15 protein-coding genes and 3 tRNA genes are annotated in these 20,947 nt (G+C 56.7%); 10 read left to right on the top strand and 8 right to left on the bottom strand.

Going from position 1 to position 20,947, the window contains the following annotated elements:
- The first annotated feature begins 126 nt into the window (after positions 1-126).
- The 3 genes from ptrA to recD are packed head-to-tail and all read left to right on the top strand — an operon-like array spanning position 127 to position 8,389.
- Positions 127-3,015 (top strand): pitrilysin, encoded by a 2,889-nt coding sequence (gene ptrA, locus ACG0Z5_RS05120; protein WP_394445853.1) that lies wholly within the window; start codon positions 127-129, stop codon positions 3,013-3,015.
- Positions 3,012-6,554, top strand: a complete 3,543-nt coding sequence (gene recB / locus ACG0Z5_RS05115; protein WP_394445852.1) for an exodeoxyribonuclease V subunit beta — start codon at positions 3,012-3,014, stop codon at positions 6,552-6,554. The genes ptrA and recB overlap by 4 nt, the downstream gene beginning before the upstream one ends.
- Positions 6,551-8,389, top strand: a complete 1,839-nt coding sequence (gene recD, locus ACG0Z5_RS05110) for an exodeoxyribonuclease V subunit alpha (protein WP_394445851.1) — start codon at positions 6,551-6,553, stop codon at positions 8,387-8,389. Before recB ends, recD begins: the two co-directional genes overlap by 4 nt.
- 45 nt (positions 8,390-8,434) lie before the next feature.
- Here recD and argA read toward each other — a convergent pair whose 3' ends face one another.
- On the bottom strand, positions 8,435-9,766 hold the full coding sequence (gene argA, locus ACG0Z5_RS05105; protein ID WP_319628461.1) for an amino-acid N-acetyltransferase: 1,332 nt from the start codon (positions 9,764-9,766) through the stop codon (positions 8,435-8,437).
- A 227-nt stretch (positions 9,767-9,993) separates the two neighbouring features.
- Here argA and amiC point away from each other — a divergent pair, with 227 nt between their 5' ends.
- On the top strand, positions 9,994-11,247 hold the full coding sequence (gene amiC / locus ACG0Z5_RS05100) for an N-acetylmuramoyl-L-alanine amidase AmiC (protein WP_394445849.1): 1,254 nt from the start codon (positions 9,994-9,996) through the stop codon (positions 11,245-11,247).
- Positions 11,248-11,353: 106 nt separating this feature from the next.
- Here amiC and ACG0Z5_RS05095 read toward each other — a convergent pair.
- The 3 genes from ACG0Z5_RS05095 to ACG0Z5_RS05085 form a co-directional block, all read right to left on the bottom strand.
- Positions 11,354-11,430 (bottom strand) — tRNA-Met (locus ACG0Z5_RS05095).
- Between the two features lie 47 nt (positions 11,431-11,477).
- A tRNA-Met gene (locus ACG0Z5_RS05090) sits at positions 11,478-11,554 on the bottom strand.
- 50 nt (positions 11,555-11,604) lie between these two features.
- Positions 11,605-11,681 (bottom strand) — tRNA-Met (locus ACG0Z5_RS05085).
- A gap of 197 nt (positions 11,682-11,878) precedes the next feature.
- Between ACG0Z5_RS05085 and mltA the strand changes: the two genes are divergently transcribed.
- Both mltA and tcdA read left to right on the top strand, forming a co-directional pair.
- A complete protein-coding gene (mltA, locus tag ACG0Z5_RS05080; RefSeq protein ID WP_394445847.1) occupies positions 11,879-12,985 on the top strand; it encodes a murein transglycosylase A in 1,107 nt (368 codons plus the stop codon).
- 19 nt (positions 12,986-13,004) lie between these two features.
- A complete protein-coding gene (gene tcdA / locus ACG0Z5_RS05075; protein WP_394445845.1) occupies positions 13,005-13,811 on the top strand; it encodes a tRNA cyclic N6-threonylcarbamoyladenosine(37) synthase TcdA in 807 nt (268 codons plus the stop codon).
- On the opposite strand, the gene csdE is transcribed toward tcdA, so the two are convergent.
- Both csdE and csdA read right to left on the bottom strand, forming a co-directional pair.
- Positions 13,808-14,251 carry a cysteine desulfurase sulfur acceptor subunit CsdE gene (gene csdE / locus ACG0Z5_RS05070; RefSeq protein ID WP_394445843.1) on the bottom strand — a complete coding sequence of 148 codons (444 nt, stop codon included), beginning with the start codon at positions 14,249-14,251 and terminating at the stop codon, positions 13,808-13,810. The two genes, tcdA and csdE, sit on opposite strands and share 4 nt — an antisense overlap.
- On the bottom strand, positions 14,252-15,457 hold the full coding sequence (gene csdA / locus ACG0Z5_RS05065; RefSeq protein WP_394445841.1) for a cysteine desulfurase CsdA: 1,206 nt from the start codon (positions 15,455-15,457) through the stop codon (positions 14,252-14,254).
- Positions 15,458-15,650: 193 nt separating this feature from the next.
- On the opposite strand from csdA, the gene ACG0Z5_RS05060 reads away from it, so the two are divergent.
- From ACG0Z5_RS05060 to rlmM, 4 genes are all read left to right on the top strand, one after another.
- Entirely contained in the window at positions 15,651-15,878 is a 228-nt protein-coding gene (locus tag ACG0Z5_RS05060) for a YgdI/YgdR family lipoprotein (RefSeq protein ID WP_394445839.1), read from the top strand.
- Positions 15,879-16,231: 353 nt separating this feature from the next.
- Positions 16,232-17,149 carry a glycine cleavage system transcriptional regulator GcvA gene (gene gcvA, locus ACG0Z5_RS05055; RefSeq protein WP_258986649.1) on the top strand — a complete coding sequence of 306 codons (918 nt, stop codon included), beginning with the start codon at positions 16,232-16,234 and terminating at the stop codon, positions 17,147-17,149.
- A 19-nt stretch (positions 17,150-17,168) separates the two neighbouring features.
- A complete protein-coding gene (locus ACG0Z5_RS05050) occupies positions 17,169-17,564 on the top strand; it encodes a DUF423 domain-containing protein (RefSeq protein WP_319629537.1) in 396 nt (131 codons plus the stop codon).
- On the top strand, positions 17,557-18,660 hold the full coding sequence (gene rlmM, locus ACG0Z5_RS05045) for a 23S rRNA (cytidine(2498)-2'-O)-methyltransferase RlmM (RefSeq protein ID WP_319629536.1): 1,104 nt from the start codon (positions 17,557-17,559) through the stop codon (positions 18,658-18,660). Before ACG0Z5_RS05050 ends, rlmM begins: the two co-directional genes overlap by 8 nt.
- Positions 18,661-18,698: 38 nt before the next feature.
- Here the strand turns inward: rlmM and xni are convergent, their stop codons facing one another.
- Positions 18,699-19,454: a flap endonuclease Xni gene (gene xni, locus ACG0Z5_RS05040; protein WP_394445836.1), complete on the bottom strand. Its 756-nt coding sequence runs from the start codon at positions 19,452-19,454 to the stop codon at positions 18,699-18,701.
- A 113-nt stretch (positions 19,455-19,567) separates the two neighbouring features.
- Positions 19,568-20,935: an L-serine ammonia-lyase gene (locus ACG0Z5_RS05035; protein ID WP_394445834.1), complete on the bottom strand. Its 1,368-nt coding sequence runs from the start codon at positions 20,933-20,935 to the stop codon at positions 19,568-19,570.
- Between the last annotated feature and the right edge of the window lie 12 nt (positions 20,936-20,947).

The following is a 20,947-nucleotide window of genomic DNA, read 5'->3' as shown; positions in this document are numbered from 1 at the left end:
GGGTTGTATAAAAATTGCGCAGATATTTAGATTCCATTATCATGCGCAACGTGTCACGGACTGATGTTTATAAGTGAGGCTGCCATTCAGAGCAGCACAGAAGTTTGTTAATGATGAGGTCCGTGAATGCCCCGTAGCACCTGGTTGAATGTCGTATTTATCGTGTTGTTCGCCCTCTGGGCGCCCTTAAGTCAGGCCGACAATGGATGGCAACCGGTAAAGGAAACCATCCGCAAAAGCGAGAAAGATCCCCGTCAATATCAGGCTATCAAACTTGATAACGGCATGGTCGTGCTTTTAGTCTCCGATCCACAGGCGGTGAAATCATTGTCTGCGCTGGTGGTGCCCGTCGGCTCTCTGGAAGATCCTGATTCTCATCCGGGCCTGGCACACTTCCTCGAACACATGACGCTGATGGGGTCTAAAAAATACCCTCAGGCGGACAGTCTCGCCGAATATCTCAAAATGCACGGCGGCAGCCATAACGCCAGTACCGCGCCATACCGCACCGCGTTCTATCTTGAAGTGGAAAACGACGCGCTGGAAGGGGCGGTTGACCGCCTCGCCGATGCCATTGCTGAACCGCTGCTGGATAAAAAATACGCCGACCGGGAACGGAACGCGGTGAACTCCGAGCTGACAATGGCCCGAAGCCGGGATGGGATGCGTATGGCGCAGGTGAGTGCCGAAACCATTAACCCGGCACATCCGGGGGCTCGTTTCTCCGGGGGCAACCTCGACACGCTGAGTGATAAACCGGGCAGCCCGGTGCTGGATTCGCTGCTGGCGTTCCGCGACAAATATTACTCCGCCAATCTGATGAAAGCGGTTATCTACAGTAATAAGCCGTTGCCAGACCTGGCAAAAATGGCCGCCGAGACCTGGGGCCGGGTGCCGAATAAAAACATTACTCGCCCGCAAATTACTGTTCCAGTGGTGACCGATGCGCAGAAAGGGATAATCATCCATTACACGCCCGCGGTGCCTCGCAAGGTGCTGCGCGTTGAGTTTCGTATCGATAACAACACCGCGCAGTTCCGCAGTAAAACAGATGAACTGGTGACCTATCTGATTGGTAACCGCAGTCCGGGAACGCTGTCAGACTGGCTGCAGAAGCAGGGACTAGCGGAAGGCATTCGCGCGGATTCCGATCCGGTGGTCAACGGCAACAGTGGCGTGCTGGCAATTTCAGCCACGTTGACGGACAAAGGCCAGGCAAACCGTGACCAGGTTGTCGCCGCCATCTTCAGCTACCTGACGCTACTGCGCGAGAAAGGCGTGGATAAACGTTATTTCGATGAGCTGGCCAACGTGCTGGATCTCGATTTCCGCTATCCGTCGATCAGCCGCGATATGGATTATGTCGAATGGCTGGCGGACACCATGATCCGCGTCCCGGTGGAACATACGCTTGATGCCGTTAATATCGCCGACCAATATGATGCGAAGGCGATCGGCGATCGTCTGGCGATGATGACCCCACAGAATGCCCGTATCTGGTATATCAGCCCGAACGAGCCGCACAATAAAACCGCTTATTTCGTCAATGCCCCGTATCAGGTGGATAAAATCAGTGCGCAGACCTTCAGCCAGTGGCAGCAGGAATCAGGCAAAATTGCCCTGCAATTGCCGACGCTGAACCCGTACATTCCGGATGATTTCACGCTGATTAAGCCTGAAAAAGTGGCCGATAAGCCACAGCTGATTGTTGATGAACCCGAACTGCGCGTGGTCTACACCCCGAGCCGTTATTTTGCCAGTGAGCCGAAAGCTGACGTGACGCTGGTGCTACGTAATCCTCACGCGATGGATAGCGCGCGTAATCAGGTGATGTTTGCTCTGAACGATTATCTGGCAGGTATCGCCCTCGATCAGTTGAGCAATCAGGCCGCCGTGGGCGGGATCAGCTTCTCAACGGGAGCCAACAACGGCCTGATGGTGAACGCCAACGGCTACACCCAGCGTCTGCCACAGCTGTTTGATGCGCTGCTTGAGGGATATTTCAGCTACCAGCCAACGGAAGAACAGCTGGCGCAGGCGAAATCCTGGTATACGCAGATGCTCGATTCTGCCGAAAAGGGTAAAGCCTTCGATCAGGCGATTATGCCGGTGCAGATGGTGTCGCAGGTGCCTTACTTCCAGCGTGAAGAGCGTCGTGATCTGCTCCCGTCGATTACGTTAAAAGACATCCTGACCTGGCGAGACAACCTGAAAACGGGGGGGCGCCCTGAATTTATGGTCGTCGGCAATATGACGGCGGAGAACTCCATCGATCTGGCGCGTAAAGTGCAAAAGCAGCTCAATGCCCATGGAACCGAATGGTGCCGTAACAAAGACGTGGTCGTGGATAAAAAGCAAAACGCTATCTTTGAAAAAGCGGGCAGCAGCAGCGATTCCGCGCTGGCGGCAGTGTTTGCGCCACCGAACGCCGATGAGTTCAGCAGTTCCGCCACCAGCGCTATGCTGGGGCAAATTGTGCAACCCTGGTTCTACAACCAGTTACGTACTGAAGAGCAGTTGGGTTACGCGGTGTTTGCCTTCCCGATGAGCATCGGACGTCAGTGGGGCGTGGGCTTCCTGCTGCAAAGCAGCGATAAGCAGCCGGGCTTCCTGTGGGAGCGCTTTAAAGCCTTCTTCCCGACAGCCGAAGCGAAACTGCGGGCGATGAAACCGGAAGAGTTTGCACAAATTCAACAGTCGGTGATTGCGCAGATGCTGCAACCGCCGCAAACCCTGGGTGAAGAAGCCTCAAAGCTCAGCAAAGATTTCGATCGCGGTAATATGCGTTTTGATTCACGTGATAAAGTAGTGGCTCAGATAAAACTGCTGACGCCGCAAAAGCTTGCTGACTTCTTCCATCAGACGGTGGTGGAGCCGCAGGGCATGACGATCCTTTCTCAGGTCTCCGGCAGCCAGAACGGGAAAACGGAATATGTTCACCCGAAAGGCTGGACGGTCTGGAAGAGCGTCAGCGCGTTGCAGCAATCCATGCCGCTGATGAGAGAGAACGAATGACCGAGACCGCCGAGTCCTTAAATCCCCTGCGCTTGCCATTGATCGGTGAGCGCCTGATTGAAGCCTCTGCGGGCACCGGAAAAACCTACACCATCGCCGCACTCTATCTGCGGCTGTTGCTTGGACTGGGCGGCGAGGCCGCCTTTATCCGTCCTGTCGATGTCGAAGAGCTGCTGGTGGTGACCTTCACCGAAGCGGCCACCGAAGAACTACGGGGCCGTATTCGCAGCAATATTCACGAACTCCGTATCGCCTGCCTGCGAAACAGCACCGACAACCCGTTATATGCCAGCCTGTTGGCCGAAATTGCCGACCCTGAACAGGCTGCCGAGGTATTATTACTGGCGGAACGGCAGATGGATGAAGCGGCGGTGTTCACCATCCACGGCTTCTGTCAGCGGATGCTCAGCCTCAATGCCTTTGAGTCCGGGATGCTGTTTGAACAACAGCTGATTGAAGATGAATCCCGCCTGCGTTTCCAGGCCTGCGCCGATTTCTGGCGGCGTCATTGTTATCCGCTCCCGCGCGACGTCGCTGAGGCGATCCATGCCAGCTGGAAAGGCCCGCAGGATCTGCTGAAATCTATCGATCGCTATCTGCAGGGGGAAGCCCCCCAACTGAAAACCCCACCCTCCGATCTAACGCTGATTGAACGTCACCAGCAGATCGTGGCGCAGATTAGCGAAATCAAAACCCGCTGGCTGGCTACGGTGGATGAGATAGTCAGCGTTCTGGAAAGCTCCGATCTCGACAGACGCAAGTTCAACCGTGGCAATCAGGGCAAATGGATCGAGAAGATCGGCTTGTGGGCGACTGACGAACACTCCGGTTATCAGTTACCCGAAGCGCTTGAGAAGTTTGCTCAATCTTTCCTGTATTCGCGCACCAAAGAGGGCGGTAATCCGCCGGTGCATCCGCTGTTCGACACGATTGAAGCTCTGATGGCGGCTCCGCCATCGCTCAACGATCTGGTCATTTCCCGGGCGATGGTCGAAATCCGTGAGGCCGTCGCGCGCGAGAAACAGCGGCGGGGCGAGCTGGGCTTTGACGACATGCTCAGCCGTCTCGACGATGCCCTACAGGGCGAGAGCGGTGATGCCCTGGCGGCGGCGATTCGCCAGCGTTTCCCGGTAGCGATGATTGATGAATTCCAGGATACCGATCCGCAGCAGTACCGCATTTTTCGCCGTATCTGGCGACAGCAGGCCGATACCGCGCTGCTGCTGATCGGCGATCCGAAGCAGGCGATTTACGCCTTCCGCGGTGCAGATATTTTTACCTACATGCGTGCGCGTGGGGATGTGGCGGCCCATTACACCCTCGATACCAACTGGCGATCGGCCCCGGGCGTGGTGGAAAGCGTCAATCAGCTGTTTGGTCTTTCTGATAATCCCTTTATGTTTCGCGACATACCCTTTTTGCCGGTCAAATCCGCGCCCAACAATCAGGGCCTGAGGTTTGAGCTGAAAGGGGAAAATCAACCAGCGATGAGCTTCTGGCTGATGCCAGGCAATAACGTGGGGTCCGGCGATTATCAAACGTTTATGGCACAACTGTGCGCCGGACAAATTCGTGACTGGCTCAGCGCCGGGCAGCGGGGTGAGGCGCTGCTGTGGCGCGGAGAACACGCCCGTCCGGTTGAAGCGTCCGACATTACCGTGCTAGTGCGTAACCGTCAGGAAGCGGCGCTGGTGCGCGATGCGCTAAACGCCCTGGGCATTCCGTCGGTGTATCTGTCCAACCGCGATAGCGTGTTTGAGACCCCGGAAGCGCAGGAACTGCTGTGGCTGTTGCAGGCCGTGCTGGCCCCGGAACGTGAAAGCAGCCTGCGCAGCGCGCTCGCCAGTTCGCTGTTTGGGCTGAATGCCCAGGATATCGAACGCCTGAATCTGGATGAGCTGGCCTGGGATGCGGTGGTGGAAGAGTTCAGCCAGTATCGCCAGCTGTGGCAACAGCGGGGGGTGATGGCGATGCTGCGTGCGCTGATGGCGGCCCGCAATATCGCTGAGAATCTGCTGGTGACTCACGGGGGGGAACGTCGTCTGACGGACATTCTGCACCTGAGCGAACTGTTACAGGAAGCCGCCGGGCAGCTCGAAAGCGAGCATGCCCTGATGCGCTGGCTGGCACAGCAGATTGGTGGTCCGGACAGCGGGTCCTCCAGCCAGCAGATGCGCCTGGAGAGCGATAAACACCTGGTGCAAATTGTGACGGTGCATAAATCCAAAGGGCTGGAGTATTCCCTGGTCTGGCTGCCGTTTATTGCCCGCTATCGCAAACAGGATCAGGCGTTCTATCACGACCGGAACTCGTTTGCGGCGGTGCTCGATTTACACAACAGCGAGGAAAGCCTCGAACTGGCAGAGGCTGAGCGTCTGGCCGAGGATTTGCGCCTGCTGTACGTGGCGCTCACGCGTGCCATCTGGCATTGCAGCCTGGGCATTGCCCCGCTCAGCCCTCGCCGCAGCGAGAAACCCACTGATACCGAACTGCATCACAGTGCCTTGGGTCGTCTGGTCCAGAAAGGCGAGGCCAAAGACGCCGCCGGGCTTGAAGCCTGCCTGCGCGCGCTGTGCAACGAACATATCGCCCTGACCATCCCGTCATTGCCGGAAGGGGGACGCTGGCAGGCGATTGCCCCTGAAATGCCGGAACTGCGTGCCAGAGAGATGCGCCGACGCATTATTGATGACTGGCGAGTGACCAGTTATTCCGGACTCCAGCAACGTGGACATAGCGTGGCGCAGGACCTGCTGCCACGGCTGGATATCGATGCCGCCGGTGTGGCGGGCGATGCCGATGAACCAGAGTTGACGCCGCATCACTTTCCGCGCGGGGCATCACCGGGGACTTTCCTGCATAGCCTGTTTGAGGAGATCGATTTTACTCAGCCGGTGTCCGAGACGTGGATGTTTGACCAGCTCGAACGTAACGGGTTTGATACCCAGTGGGCGCCGGTGTTAACCCAGTGGCTGACCACTGTCCTACGCACGCCGCTTTCCGGGGCGGGCATTTCCCTGAGTCAGCTCACCGCCAACAATAAACAGGTCGAAATGGAGTTCTATTTGCCTATCGAACAGCTGCTGGTGCCTCAGGCCCTGGATGCGCTGATTCGCCAGCATGATCCGCTGTCAGCCGATTGCCCGCCGCTCGATTTTCGTCAGGTGAGCGGGATGCTGAAGGGCTTTATCGACCTGGTTTTCCGCCATGAAGGCCGTTACTACCTGCTGGATTACAAGTCCAACTGGCTCGGCGACAGCAGCGAAGCCTACACCCAATCGGCGATGGCGCAGGCGATGCAGTCGCACCGCTACGACCTGCAATATCAGCTCTACAGTCTGGCGTTGCACCGCTATTTACGCCACCGCCTGACAGATTACGATTACGACACCCATTTCGGCGGCGTGATTTATCTGTTCCTGCGCGGCGTGGACGGGGGCGATAGCGGGCAGGGCATTTTTGCCACCCGTCCCGATCGGGTGCTGATTGACGGCCTTGATGCCTTGTTTGCCGGTGACACCCAGGAGGTGAGGGCATGAGCATGGAAGCCTTATTAATGGAAGCTGCGCAGCAAAAGCTGTTGCGCCCGCTGGACGTGCAGTTTGCCCTGATGGTGGCAGCAGAGGATAAACCGGCGGTCATGCTGGCGGCAGCCCTGCTTAGCCGCGATGCCGGAGAAGGACATGTTTGCCTGCCGCTGTCCCGCTTTCATCCCGACGAACAGACCACTGGCCGGGCACAAAGCCTGTGGCAGCAGCTGTTTGCTCAGGCGGAAGCCGGGGATGACATTGAGGCGTTGCTGCGTGCCTCTCCCGCCGTGAGCGACGGTTCAGTTGCCACGCCGCTGGTGCTGTGTGAGGGGCGTTTGTACCTCAATCGGATGTGGCATAACGAACTTGTGATCGCCCGCTTTTTCAGCCAGACCGCCCCGGAATTATCCGGCGATGAAGCCTTGCTTACCACTACGCTCGCGGCACTGTTCCCGCCTACTGAAGATGTCGACTGGCAGAAAGTCGCCGCTGCAGTGGCGCTGACCCGACGTGTGTCGGTCATTTCAGGTGGCCCCGGCACCGGGAAAACCACCACCGTGGCGAAGCTGCTGGCGGCGCTGATTCAGACCAACACCTTAGCCAAATGCCGTATCCGTCTGGCTGCGCCGACCGGTAAAGCCGCGGCGCGTTTGACCGAATCCTTGGGCGCTGCACTGCGCCAACTGCCGCTAACCGACGAACAGAAGAAACTGCTGCCTGCAGAGGCGGGCACGCTGCACCGTTTATTGGGCGCCCAGCCCGGTAGTCAGCGCTTACGCTATCATGCCGGGAACCCGTTGCATCTGGACGTGCTGGTGGTGGATGAAGCGTCGATGATTGACCTGCCGATGATGGCTCGGCTGATTGCCGCACTGCCCGCACACGCCCGGGTGATTTTTCTCGGTGACCGTGATCAGTTGGCCTCGGTGGAAGCCGGGGCCGTGCTGGGCGATATCTGCGCCTGGGTTAACGCCGGATATACTCCTGCGCGCGCGCAGGAGTTGAGTCGTCTGACGGGGACAACGGTGCCTGCAGGCGAGGGAACCGAGGCCGGTGGCCTACGTGATAGCCTGTGTCTGCTGCAAAAAAGCTACCGTTTTGGCAGTGATTCCGGGATTGGGCAACTGGCGCGCGCGGTAAATAACGGCGATGCAAAGGCGATGAAAAAGGTGTTTGCACAGGACTTTGCTGACATCGCCCTCAAGCCGTTACGGACTACCGCCGAGTATGAATCGATGCTCGAGGATGCGGTCAGCGGCTATGCTGATTATCTGGCGCTGTTGAAAGCGCGGGCTGAGCCTGCCGAGGTGCTGGCAGCATTCTCTCAATATCAGCTGCTGTGCGCGCTACGTGAAGGGCCATATGGCGTTAGCGGGGTGAACGAACAGCTTGAGCTGACGCTGGCCCGCAAGCGGCGCATTGTGCTGGCCCGACATTCGCGCTGGTATGAAGGGCGGCCGGTGATGATTGCCCGTAACGACAGCGCGTTGGGCCTGTTTAACGGCGATATCGGCATTGCACTCGACAGGGGCACCGGGCTACGTGTCTGGTTCCCGATGCCGGATGGTACGATTAAATCCGTGCAGCCAAGTCGATTGCCCGAGCACGATACCGCGTGGGTGATGACGGTGCATAAATCGCAGGGGTCGGAATTCAACCATGCGGCGCTGATATTACCCTCGCAAAGCGTGCCGCTGGTTACCCGCGAACTGGTCTATACGGCGATCACCCGCGCCCGTCAGCAGCTTTCCCTGTACGCTGACCCGACGCTGTTGGCTCAGGCGATCACCGTCCGCACCGAGCGCCGGAGTGGCCTGGCGGCGTTGTTTTCGCAGTTGGGATAAGGTGACAATCCCGGACGACAGTTTATGCCGTCCGGGATTTTTGACTTACGTTAAATCGGCCATTAACACTTTGGATCGGCGCTGATAGTTGTACATTTCTTTCTTGCTCTCCGGCAGCAAATCCACTTCCACCGGCATAAACCCGCGTTCCTGGAACCAGTGAATGCTGCGCGTCGTCAGCACAAACAGTTTACTCAGCCCCATCTGTCTGGCCTGAGCCGCAATGCGTTCGAGCAGGACTTCGCCGCGCGATGAGCTACGGTAGTCGGGATGCACCGCCACGCAGGCCATCTCACCTATTTTCTCTTCCGGGAACGGATACAGCGCCGCGCAGGCGATGGTGGTGTTATCGCGCTGGATGACCGTGAATTTGTCGATCTCCATTTCCAGCTGCTCGCGCGAGCGTCGCACCAGAATCCCCTGTTGCTCCAGGGGTTCAATCAGTTCGAGGATCCCGCCGATATCGTTAATGGTGGCACGACGGATTTGCTCGGCGCTCTCCATCACAATTTGGGTACCGATGCCGTCGCGGGAGAACAGTTCCTGCAACAGGGCACCGTTTTCCTGGTAGCTGATCAGGTGGCAGCGACGTACCCCGCTCCGGCACGCTTTCACTGCCCCACGCAGGAAACGCACCGTACCGGAGTAATATTCCCCCTCGCTTTCCAGCGCTTCAACGCGGGCCTGCGCTTCATTGGGGAACAGTTCGGAGATGATCTCGCCCTGGCCGTTTAATACGCCCTGAGAGGAGCAGAAGCCAATCATCTTCTCCGCTTTCAGCTTAATAGCGAGCTGCGTGGCAATTTCTTCCGAGGTCAGGTTGAAGCTTTCTCCTGTTACGGAGACCGCAACCGGGCCCATCAGGACGATGGCTCCGCTGTCGAGCTGGCGGTGAATGGCTTCTTCATCAATACGGCGAATGCGTCCGCTGTGGCAGTAATCAATGCCGTCATCAACGCCCAGCGGCTGAGCAATGATGAAGTTGCCGCTGACCACGTTGATGTGCGCCCCCTGTAACGGGGTATTATTCAGGCTCATCGACAGCCGGGCGGTAATATCGAGCTGTAGCATTCCCGCGGCCTGTTTTACCAGGTCGAGGGTTTTGGCGTCAGTCACTCGGGTGTTTTTATGATACAGCGGCTCGTGGTGGTGCTCGGCCAGATTGGCATCAATCTGTGGACGCGCGCCGTATACCAGCACCAGACGAATGCCCAGACTGTGAAGTAAGCCTATGTCATTGACGATGCTTGAGAAATTCTCATGCTCTATCGCTTCCCCACCGAGCATAATGACGAACGTCTTGCCACGGTGGGCGTTAATGTAGGGAACAGAATGACGAAATCCTTCAACCAGTTCGGTTTTACGTTCCTTCACCACAGTACAACCTCGATGCATGATTATTCGTAATTAATGTATTTTTATTCTGTTTTGTCCGCCGGTGCAAGCAGCAATTTCAACGAATCGTTGCAAAAAGCCTGGCAGAAAATGGGATGGATCAGGATTGTTTACCGTTTTATAGATGACAGTTTATGCGGCTTTGGTTAAAGTTTTCGGTCAAACCCGCCGTATACATTGCTAAATTGAATTATTTGCTTGGGAGAGGCATGTCTGGGAGCCAGTCAGGATTAAGTCGTCGTCGCTTATTAAAAGGCGCAGGAGCGATGTGGTTACTCAGTGTCAGCCAGGTAGGTCTGGCCGCTGAGAGTCGAGTGGTGGCGGTCCGCGTCTGGCCTTCGTCCACCTATACGCGCGTGACGATAGAATCCAGCCATGAGCTGAAATATAAGCAGTTTGCGCTGAGCAACCCCGAGCGAGTGGTGGTCGATCTCCAGGGGGCGAATCTCAATTCCGTGCTGAAAGGCATGAGTGCGCAGATTCGCCCTGACGATCCCTACATTAAATCCGCACGCGTCGGGCAGTTCGATCCGCAAACCGTGCGAATGGTGTTTGAACTCAAGCAAAACGTTAAACCTCAGCTGTTTGGCCTGGCGGCGGTGGCCGGATTTAAAGAGCGCCTGGTGATGGATCTTTATCCGTCCACGGCGACCGAAATGCAGGATCCGCTGTTGGCGCTGCTGGAAGATTACAACAAAGGCGATCTGGATAAGCAGGTACCGCCCGCCCAAAGTGGTCCGCAGCCGGGTAAAGCCGGGCGCGACAGGCCGATTGTTATCATGCTCGACCCAGGCCATGGCGGCGAGGATTCCGGCGCGGTGGGCAAATACCGTACCCGCGAGAAAGACGTGGTGCTGCAAATTGCCCGTCGGCTGAAGGCGCTTATCGAGAAAGAAGGCAATATGCGGGCCTTTATGACCCGGAATGAAGATGTGTTCATTCCGCTGAAGGTGCGGGTGGCAAAAGCGCAGAAACAGCGTGCTGACCTGTTTGTGTCCATCCACGCCGATGCCTTTACCAGCCGCCAGCCGAGCGGCTCGTCGGTATTTGCCCTCTCGACCAAAGGTGCGACCAGTACCGCAGCGAAATACCTGGCTCAAACCCAGAACGCCTCGGATCTGATCGGTGGGGTCAGCAAGAGTGGCGATCGTTACGTGGACCACACCATGTTCGATATGGTGCAGTCGCTGACCATCAACGACAGCCTAAAATTTGGGAAAGCGGTGTTGGGCAAACTGGGTAAGGTTAACAACCTGCACAAGAACCGGGTCGAGCAGGCCGGGTTTGCGGTCCTGAAAGCGCCCGATATCCCGTCGATTCTGGTCGAGACCGCATTTATCAGTAACGTAGAAGAAGAACGTAAGCTGAAGACCGCCACCTTCCAGCAGGAAGTTGCAGAGTCGATTCTGGCGGGGATCAAAGCCTACTTTGCCGACGGGGCAACGCTCGCGCGGCGAGGGTAAGTCTGGCAGAGAGAAGAGAATGGCGCTGAAAAGCGTCATTTTTTTGAGGATTCACAGATTTTAGATACAAAAAAACACCCGTTAAGGTGCTTATTGTTTTTTGAAGTGGTTGCGGGAGCCAGATTTGAACTGACGACCTTCGGGTTATGAGCCCGACGAGCTACCAGGCTGCTCCATCCCGCGTCCGTGTGTTTACCCTTCACTCAGGTAAACCTTGCTTCAAAATGTGTTGGTTGCGGGAGCCAGATTTGAACTGACGACCTTCGGGTTATGAGCCCGACGAGCTACCAGGCTGCTCCATCCCGCGTCCGAGTGTTTATCCTTCCATCAGATAAACCTTACACATCATATTTTAATTGGTTGCGGGAGCCAGATTTGAACTGACGACCTTCGGGTTATGAGCCCGACGAGCTACCAGGCTGCTCCATCCCGCGTCCGTGGAAGCGCACTATACGCTGGTCGCGATTTGTTGCAACCCTTTTTTGCATTAATATCAAAGAGTGGCTAAAAACGAATCGCATAGATTAATTTTTGCCCAGAATGGGGCGTGTGGCACGTTATCACATTTCAATACCCCTGGCGGTTTGTTATCTTCACCCCGCATTCAGCTGATGAAAGAAGACGAGATACCATGAAAGGACGTTGGGCCAAAATTCTGGTGACAGGCACATTAATGACAATGCTCGCAGCCTGTTCCTCCAAACCGACCGATCGCGGTCAGCAATATAAAGACGGCACCTTTAACCAGCCGTTCTCGCTGGTGAACCAGCCGGAAGCGGTGGGTGCGCCGATAAACGGCGGTGACTTTGCCCAGCAGGTCAATGAAATCCGTAACGCTTCGCCACGCCTGTATGGCAGCCAGAGCAATGTCTTTTCCGCGGTTCAACAATGGCTGCAGTCTGGGGGCGATACCCGCACCCTGAAACAGTACGGGCTGGATGCGTGGCAGATGCAGGGCGCAGACAACTACGGCAACGTGCAGTTCACCGGTTACTACACGCCGGTAGTATCCGCCCGCCACACGCGTCAGGGCGAGTACCAGTATCCGATTTACCGTATGCCACCGAAACGCGGCAAACTGCCGTCACGTGCCGACATCTATGCCGGGGCGCTGAGCGACAACTATATTCTGGCCTACAGCAATTCCCTGATGGATAACTTCATCATGGACGTGCAGGGCAGCGGATACATTGATTATGGTGATGGCTCCCCGCTTAACTTCTTTAGCTACGCCGGGAAAAACGGCTGGCCGTACCGCAGCATCGGCAAGGTGCTTATCGATCGCGGTGAAGTAAAGAAAGAAGATATGTCGATGCAGGCCATTCGCCATTGGGGTGAAACCCACAGCGAAGCCGAGGTGCGTTCCCTGCTGGAAGCGAACCCATCGTTTGTATTCTTTAAACCGCAGTCCTTCGCGCCGGTGAAAGGGGCGAGTGCAGTGCCGTTGATTGGCCGCGCGTCCGTCGCGTCCGACCGCAGCATTATCCCGCCGGGCACCACCCTGTTGGCGGAAGTACCGCAGCTGGACAACAACGGTAAGTTTAACGGTCACTACGAGCTGCGTCTGATGGTTGCGCTCGATGTGGGCGGGGCAATTAAAGGCCAGCACTTCGACATCTATCAGGGCATCGGCCCGGATGCCGGCCACCGTGCGGGCTGGTACAATCATTACGGTCGCGTTTGGGTCCTGCGTGGCGCACCCGGGGCCGGTAACGGCGGCAATGTCTTTAGCGGTTAACAGAGCAGTTTGAGGTTTTATGTCAGTCGTTCTTAGCGATGCGTGGCGCCAGCGTTTTGGTGGCACGGCACGTTTATATGGTGAAAAAGCGCTGCAGGTCTTTGCCGGGGCGCACGTTTGTGTGGTCGGCATTGGCGGCGTAGGCTCGTGGGCGGCGGAAGCGCTGGCCCGTACCGGGATTGGCGCTATCACGCTGATTGATATGGACGACGTGTGCGTCACCAATACCAATCGGCAAATCCATGCGCTCGGCGGTAACGTCGGGTTGGCGAAAGCCGAGGTGATGGCCGAGCGACTCCGGCAGATCAATCCGGAATGCCGCGTCACGGTGGTGGATGATTTTGTCACCCCGGACAATGTGGCAGAGTACATGGGCGGTGGGTTCAGCTATGTCATTGATGCCATCGACAGCGTGCGGCCGAAAGCGGCGCTTATCTCGTACTGCCGTCGCTACAAAGTGCCGCTGGTGACCACCGGTGGCGCGGGCGGGCAAATCGATCCGACGCAGATCCAGGTCGCCGATCTGGCGAAAACCATTCAGGATCCGCTGGCGGCGAAGCTGCGCGAACGCCTGAAAAGTGATTTTGGCGTAGTGAAGAACGGCAAAGGTAAGCTTGGTGTGGACTGTGTGTTTTCCACCGAGGCGCTGGTTTACCCGCAGTCTGATGGGTCAGTGTGTGCGATGAAAAGCACCGCGGAAGGGCCGAAGCGAATGGACTGTGCGTCCGGCTTTGGTGCCGCAACGATGGTGACCGCGACGTTTGGCTTTGTCGCGGTGTCCCATGCGTTGAAGAAGATGCTGGCGAAAGCCGAGCGTCAGGCTTAAGCTCCGCGCGCGGCGTGAAGTACCGCGTCGCGCAGCGCGTTCAGTCCCTGATTACGGGACGCGCTTAACTGGGCCCGCAGGCCAAGTTCATCAAAGAAATTGAGCGGATCGCTGGCTAGCAGTTGGTCCGCGCTTTTGCCTTCAATGGCCGTCAGCAGCACGGCTAATAATCCCCGCACGATCCGCCCCTCGCTGTCGCCATAGAAATGTAGCGAGCCCTGCGCCAGACGCGTGTATCCGAGCCAGACGCGGTTTTCGCAACCCGCGATTTCCTCCGCTTCGGCTTTCAATTCCTCCGGCAATGCAGGTAGCTGTTTCCCCAGCAGAATAAGCTGGCGATATTTCTCTTCCCACTGAGTCAGCGGGCCAAAAATCTGTCGCAACGTTTCGGGCGTCACGGTGGTGCCAAACGGGTGTCCGGCGAGAGCAGGGCTTGTCATTTAATCCACCAGTAATTCAAGGGCGCGGTCAACGGCGCTCACCAGCGCCCGAACATCATCCTGAGTATTATACGGCGCAAAGGAGGCGCGCAATGTCCCGCTGACGCCCATCGCCGCCAGCAGAGGCTGAGCGCAGTGTTGTCCGGCGCGCAGCGCGATGCCGTATTCCGCCAGCAGCGTCACCATGTCACTGTGATGCACCCCGGCGAAATCGAAGGCCAGCAGGCTGGAGTCCTGGCAGCGGAACGAGCGAAAGCCCGGTCGGCGCGAGAGTTCTTCTTCGGCAAGCGTCGCCAGCCCACGGCTCCAGGTTTCTGCCTGCACGATATCCGTGTCGCTCAACCATTCGAGCACGGCGCTCAGGCCAATCACCCCGGCGACGTTCGGCGTACCGGCTTCCAGGCGATAGGGAACCGGCTGCGTTTTAAAGCCGTCGAAGCTGACTTCGGTGATCATCTTGCCGCCACCGAGCCACGGCGTCATGTCATTTAACCGTTCCTGCTTGCCGTACAGCACCCCGATGCCGGTCGGGCCATAGAGTTTGTGGCCGGAAAAGGCGTAGAAGTCGATATCCAGCGCCTGAACGTCGGCCGGGAAGTGCACCACGCCTTGCGCGCCATCGACCATTACCACCATATTGGCGGCATGGGCGAGTTGGATAGATCGAGCGAGATCCGGGCAGCCGCCGGTAACGTTAGACATCTGCCCCAGTGCCAGAATGCGGCTCCGGGCATTAATTAATGAGGGAAGCAGCGAGATATCGGGTAAATAGTCTGCGCCAATCGGCAGTTTGACGACGTGAGCGCCTGTCTGCTCCGCCACCATCAGCCACGGAACCAGATTGGCATGGTGCTCAGCCTCACTAACGATAATCTCATCACCAGGCCGTAAGCGCGGGCGCGCATAGCATTGCGCCACCATATTGATTGCTTCGGTGGTACCCCGGGTCCAGACAATATTTTTGCCTTCAGGGGCGTGAATCAGCTCAGCCACCCGATCGCGGGCGGCTTCGTAGCGTGCGGTCAGCTTCTGGGCGGCGGCGAACTGGCTGCGGTGTACATTGCCCGCGCTCAGACTGTAGAACTGCTGCGTAGCGTCGACCACCGCCTGCGGTTTTAGGGCGGTGGCGGCGCTGTCGAGATACACCCCGGCATCGCTCAGCGCCGGAAACTGGGCGCGAAACTGCGCCGGGTTGAATGCGTTCATGGATTTCCTCATACCTGTAGAACGATCGTCGCGCAAAATGCGCAACAGGGCAAGGACAGGTATAACCTTCAGAATTTTCCGGTAATTGTGGCAAAGCGACAGTAGTGCGTTATGCTGAATAAGGTTAGGTTACAGCTGTGACCTGGTATATGAAACGCCAATTAATGGCATGAAATGCTACAAGGAGAAAAACATGAAAAAGACTGCCGCAATTATCTCTGCCTGTATGCTGACTTTCGCCCTGAGCGCATGTTCTGGTAACAACTACGTAATGCACACCACTGACGGACGCACTATCGTCTCCGACGGTAAACCGCAGACCGATAATGATACCGGGATGATTTCATACAAAGACGCCAACGGTAACAAACAGCAAATCAACCGTAGTGACGTGAAAGAAATGGTCGAAATGAATAACTAACGACTGAATTTCACGCAAAAAAAAGCACCGCAATTAGGCGGTGCTACATTAATCACTATGGACAGACAGGGTAAATGTACAGGAAGTGAAAAGGGGGTAGTCTCGCTACCGAGGTCTGAACTCCAGACCAATTGCAAACACAACAACACAACATCACAACCGTAAGCCAAAAGCCCATCAGAACACGCATTCCGAAAAAAGCTTCTCGTTCCGGCTCAGGAAGTGCCGCCACTATAGGTATTTGCTGGTAGAAGCTCAACGGACAAATTATAATGGCTCAGATAAAAAAAACTAATAGGTTACGTGATGTAATCTAATTGTTAAAACACGTTAACATCTAAGCCAAAACAATCATGTCGAAGCGTTTACCACCTCTGAATGCATTACGTGTATTTGATGCCGCCGCCCGCCATCTCAGCTTCACTCGCGCCGCCGATGAACTCTTTGTCACCCAGGCCGCAGTAAGCCATCAGATCAAGTCACTCGAGGATTTCCTGGGCCTGAAGCTCTTCCGTCGCCGCAATCGTTCGCTATTGTTGACCGAAGAAGGACAGAGCTATTTTCAGGACATCAAAGAGATCTTTTCGCAATTAACCGAAGCAACGCGTAAACTGCAGGCCCGCAGCGCCAAGGGGGCTCTGACGGTCAGCATGTTGCCAAGTTTTGCCATTCAATGGCTGGTGCCTCGCCTTACAAGCTTTAACTCAGCTTATCCGGGAATCGACGTCAGGATCCAGGCGGTTGACCGTCAGGAAGACAAGCTGGCGGACGATGTTGACGTGGCGATTTTCTATGGTCGCGGTAACTGGCCGGGGCTGCGTGTGGAAAAACTGTACGCCGAATATCTGTTGCCCGTATGTTCCCCGTTGTTGCTCACCGGTGAGAAGGCGTTGAAAACGCCTGCGGATCTGGCGCAACATACGCTGTTGCATGATGCATCCCGCCGTGACTGGCAAACGTACACGCGTCAGTTGGGGTTAAACCATATCAACGTCCAACAGGGACCGATTTTCAGCCACAGCGCCATGGTGCTGCAGGCAGCTATCCACGGACAGGGTGTCGCACTGGCCAACAATGTAATGGCACAGTCCGAAATTGAGGCCGGCCGTTTGGTCTGCCCGTTTAATGATGTTCTGGTCAGCAAGAATGCGTTTTACCTCGTTTGCCATGACAGCCAGGCGGAACTGGGTAAAATAGCCGCCTTCCGGCAGTGGATCCTGGCGAAAGCGGCGAGCGAGCAAGAAAAATTTCGCTTCCGTTACGAACAATAAATGAATGTAGGGTAATGACATGACCAGTCGCTTCATGCTGATTTTTGCCGCTATCAGTGGCTTTGTTTTTGTTGCCTTGGGTGCGTTTGGCGCACACGTATTAAGTAAATCGCTCGGCGTAGTTGAGATGGGCTGGATCCAGACCGGCCTTGAGTATCAGGCGTTCCATACGCTGGCGATTTTTGGTCTGGCGGTCGCTATGCAGCGCCGGATCAGTATCTGGTTCTACTGGAGCAGCGTGTTTATGGCGCTGGGAACCGTATTATTCAGCGGCAGCCTTTATTGTCTGGCGCTGTCGCATTTACGCCTGTGGGCATTTGTTACCCCGGTGGGAGGCGTAAGCTTCCTGGCCGGTTGGGTGCTGATGCTGATTGGTGCTATTCGTTTAAAGCGTAAAGGTGTCGCGCATGAATAAGGTTGTCCTCTACAGCCGTCAGGGTTTTGAAAAAGAGTGCGCAGCAGAGATTTCTGACAAGGCCTCTCGCCTTGGCGTATACGGTTTTGCCCGAGTCAAAGAAAACTCAGGCTATGTTATTTTCGAGTGCTATCAGCCGGATGAAGCCGAAAAAATCATCCGTGAGCTGCCGTTTGCCTCGCTGATTTTTGCTCGCCAGATGTTCGTGGCCTGCGAGCTGTTGACCGATCTTCCGCCGGAAGACCGTATCACACCGGTGGTGGGCATGTTGCAGGGTGTGGTTGAGAAGGGCGGCGATCTGCGGGTTGAAGTCGCCGATACCAACGAAAGCAAAGAGCTGATGAAGTTCTGTCGTAAATTCACCGTACCGCTGCGCGCCGCGCTGCGCGAGGCGAAGGTACTGGCGCCGTATGAAACGACCAAGCGTCCGGTAGTGCACGTGTTCTTTATTGCGCCGGGCTGCTGTTACGTCGGCTACTCGCTGACCACTAATAACTCGCCGTTCTACATGGGTATTCCGCGTCTCAAGTTCCCGTCGGATGCGCCGAGCCGCTCTACGCTCAAGCTGGAAGAAGCGTTCCATGTCTTCATTCCTGCCGATGAGTGGGATGAGCGTCTGGCGAACGGCATGTATGCGGTCGATTTAGGCGCCTGCCCGGGTGGCTGGACCTATCAGCTGGTTCAACGCAACATGTGGGTGTCGTCGGTGGATAACGGCCCGATGGCGCAAAGCCTGATGGATACCGGCCAGGTGACCTGGCTGCGTGAAGACGGTTTCCGCTATCGCCCAACCCGGAGCAACATCTCGTGGATGGTGTGCGATATGGTAGAGAAGCCCGCGAAAGTGGCGGCGCTAATGGCGCAGTGGCTGGTTAACGGCTGGTGTCGTGAAACCATTTTCAACCTCAAGCTGCCAATGAAAAAGCGCTACGAGGAAGTGTCGCAGAACCTGGCCTATATTCAGGCGCAGCTGGATGAACATGGGATTAATGCCCACATTCAGGCGCGTCAGCTGTATCACGATCGCGAAGAGGTGACGGTACACGTGCGTCGCCTGTGGGCCGCCGTGGGTGGCCGTCGCGACGAGCGGAAATAGTTCTCTTCTTTCCTTGCCCCTACTGGGGCAAGGAAGCCTTACTTCACCAACCGCAACTGCTGTAAATTCCCGTCCAGCTGTAAATCCGTTTGTAACGTGGCCACTTCACGGCAGATAAACGCCATCTCCCGATGTTCACTCAGTTTCTTACGCCATTTCTCCGGCACCTCGTCCAGATGCTGGTAAATCGCTTCCAGGGTCGGAAACTGTGCCAACAGTTCGGTGGCACTTTTCGGGCCAATCCCCGCGACACCGGGCACTTTTGAGCTGCTGATCCCCGCCAGGCCCCAATAGTCCGGCAACTGCTGCGGCGTCACGCCGAATTCCTGGGCGATAAATGGCGCGTCAAGCCAGCGTTTCTGGAAGTAATCGCGGATGCGGATGGTCGGCGACAGCAGCTGGCAGTAGCCTTTATCCGTCGACACAATGGTGGCCTGATGCCCGGCTCCGGCAATTTTCACCGCCAGCGTGGCCGCCAGATCGTCGGCTTCGTTTCCGGCGGAGCCCCAGCAGCGCACGCCGTGCTGTTCGAAGACGCGGCGAATGTTATCCATCTCAGCATGTAACGCTTCCGGCATCGGCGAGCGTCCGGCTTTGTAATCCGGAAGGCGCTGGTGTCGCCAGCCCTGATTGCGGGCTTCATCATCAAACACGGCGACGGCGTGCGTCGGTTGGCTGTGCACAATGAGCAGCTGCAACGCATGCAGACAGGTATCAGCGCAGGGCGAACCCTGAACCGCATGAATGCGGCGGATCAGATTCAGCGCATCGACAATAAGCAGATGAACGGCCACGGTTTACCCTCCTTGATAGCAATGCGGGTAGGGTAACATTGTGAGGATTATCAGGCTATGCAGCGGGGAGAAATCAGGAAGACGCCTCGCAAAACGAGGCGTCTGGTGCGAGCTTAGTCGCAGGTTACAATTTTCATCGCCAGACCGCCGCGAGAGGTTTCGCGGTACTTAGCGTTCATGTCTTTGCCGGTTTCGTACATGGTTTCGATGACTTTATCGAGGCAGACGCGCGGATCGCTGGTCCGACGCAGTGCCATCCGGGCGGCGTTAACCGCTTTGACGGCTGCAATCGCGTTACGCTCAATGCACGGGACCTGAACCTGTCCCGCGACCGGGTCGCAGGTTAAGCCGAGGTTATGCTCCATGCCGATTTCCGCCGCGATACAGACCTGCGTCGGGCTGCCGCCCAGCAATTCTGCCAGACCTGCGGCCGCCATCGAACACGCCACGCCGACTTCACCCTGACAGCCCACTTCCGCTCCGGAAATAGAGGCATTCATTTTGTACAGTGAGCCAATCGCACTGGTCACCAGCAGGTAGCGAGCCAGCGAATTAGCGTTCACTTCACGGATGAACTTGTTGTAGTACGCCAGCACTGCCGGGACAATCCCACAGGCACCGTTGGTTGGCGCAGTGACCACGCGTCCACCGGCGGCGTTCTCTTCGTTCACCGCCAGGGCAAACATGTTAATCCAGTCGACCACGGCCATCGGATCGCTGGTGGTTTTGTCCTGGCTGACCAGCATCCGGCGCAGAGCCGCGGCACGGCGCGGAACACGCAGTCTGCCCGGTAGCACGCCTTCGGTGGTGATGCCTCGTTCGATACCGCCACGCATGACGTCCCACACCGCAGCAAAGTGCTGTTCCAGCTCTTCTTTGCTGTGCAGGGCCAGCTCGTTTTGCATCATCAGGCCGGAAAGCGACAGACCACTTTCCTGGCAGTGACGCTGCAGGTCAGCGGCGTTTTTGTACGGATACGGAACCTCTACCGGCGCGCTGTTGCTCTGGCCGAAGTGATCCTCATCGACGATAAAGCCCCCGCCGATGGAGTAATAGGTTTGGCTGTAAACGGCGTTGTCGCCCGCCAGCGCGGTGATACGCATCCCGTTCTCATGCAGGGAAAGATTGTCCGCATGGAAGTTCATGCACTGGTCTACCGGGAATTCGACTTCATGTTCGCCGTTCGCCAGTAGCAGGCGGCCGTGGGTGTTCACATCCTGAATAAAGCCCGGAATCGCATCAATATCCACGGTGTCCGGCAGATTACCCGCCAGGCCCATAATAATGGCGATATCAGTATGGTGGCCCTTTCCTGTCAGGGAGAGTGAACCGTAAACGTCGACCACCACGCGGGTGATGTCAATGAGAATGCCGCGCGCAATCAGGTCATCCGTGAATTGCTTGCCCGCTTTCATTGGGCCTACGGTGTGAGAGCTGGAAGGACCAATGCCGATTTTGAAAATATCGAATACGCTGATCATGATGCGTCCATT

It is taken from the genome of Scandinavium sp. M-37, from assembly GCF_043558715.1.
GTDB classification, from domain to species: Bacteria; Pseudomonadota; Gammaproteobacteria; order Enterobacterales; family Enterobacteriaceae; genus Scandinavium; species Scandinavium vulneris_A.
This window is presented reverse-complemented; position numbering and strand designations above follow the sequence as displayed.

Excerpts from the sequence above, each read along its gene's own strand:
- ACG0Z5_RS05035 (WP_394445834.1), bottom strand. The coding sequence starts at position 20,935 with ATGATCAGCGTATTCGATATTTTCAAAATCGGCATTGGTCCTTCCAGC.
- amiC (WP_394445849.1), top strand. The coding sequence starts at position 9,994 with ATGTCTGGGAGCCAGTCAGGATTAAGTCGTCGTCGCTTATTAAAAGGC.
- tcdA (WP_394445845.1), top strand. The coding sequence starts at position 13,005 with ATGTCAGTCGTTCTTAGCGATGCGTGGCGCCAGCGTTTTGGTGGCACG.
- gcvA (WP_258986649.1), top strand. The coding sequence starts at position 16,232 with ATGTCGAAGCGTTTACCACCTCTGAATGCATTACGTGTATTTGATGCC.
- ACG0Z5_RS05060 (WP_394445839.1), top strand. The coding sequence starts at position 15,651 with ATGAAAAAGACTGCCGCAATTATCTCTGCCTGTATGCTGACTTTCGCC.
- recB (WP_394445852.1), top strand. The coding sequence starts at position 3,012 with ATGACCGAGACCGCCGAGTCCTTAAATCCCCTGCGCTTGCCATTGATC.
- ACG0Z5_RS05050 (WP_319629537.1), top strand. The coding sequence starts at position 17,169 with ATGACCAGTCGCTTCATGCTGATTTTTGCCGCTATCAGTGGCTTTGTT.
- rlmM (WP_319629536.1), top strand. The coding sequence starts at position 17,557 with ATGAATAAGGTTGTCCTCTACAGCCGTCAGGGTTTTGAAAAAGAGTGC.
- ptrA (WP_394445853.1), top strand. The coding sequence starts at position 127 with ATGCCCCGTAGCACCTGGTTGAATGTCGTATTTATCGTGTTGTTCGCC.
- csdA (WP_394445841.1), bottom strand. The coding sequence starts at position 15,457 with ATGAACGCATTCAACCCGGCGCAGTTTCGCGCCCAGTTTCCGGCGCTG.
- mltA (WP_394445847.1), top strand. The coding sequence starts at position 11,879 with ATGAAAGGACGTTGGGCCAAAATTCTGGTGACAGGCACATTAATGACA.
- csdE (WP_394445843.1), bottom strand. The coding sequence starts at position 14,251 with ATGACAAGCCCTGCTCTCGCCGGACACCCGTTTGGCACCACCGTGACG.
- recD (WP_394445851.1), top strand. The coding sequence starts at position 6,551 with ATGAGCATGGAAGCCTTATTAATGGAAGCTGCGCAGCAAAAGCTGTTG.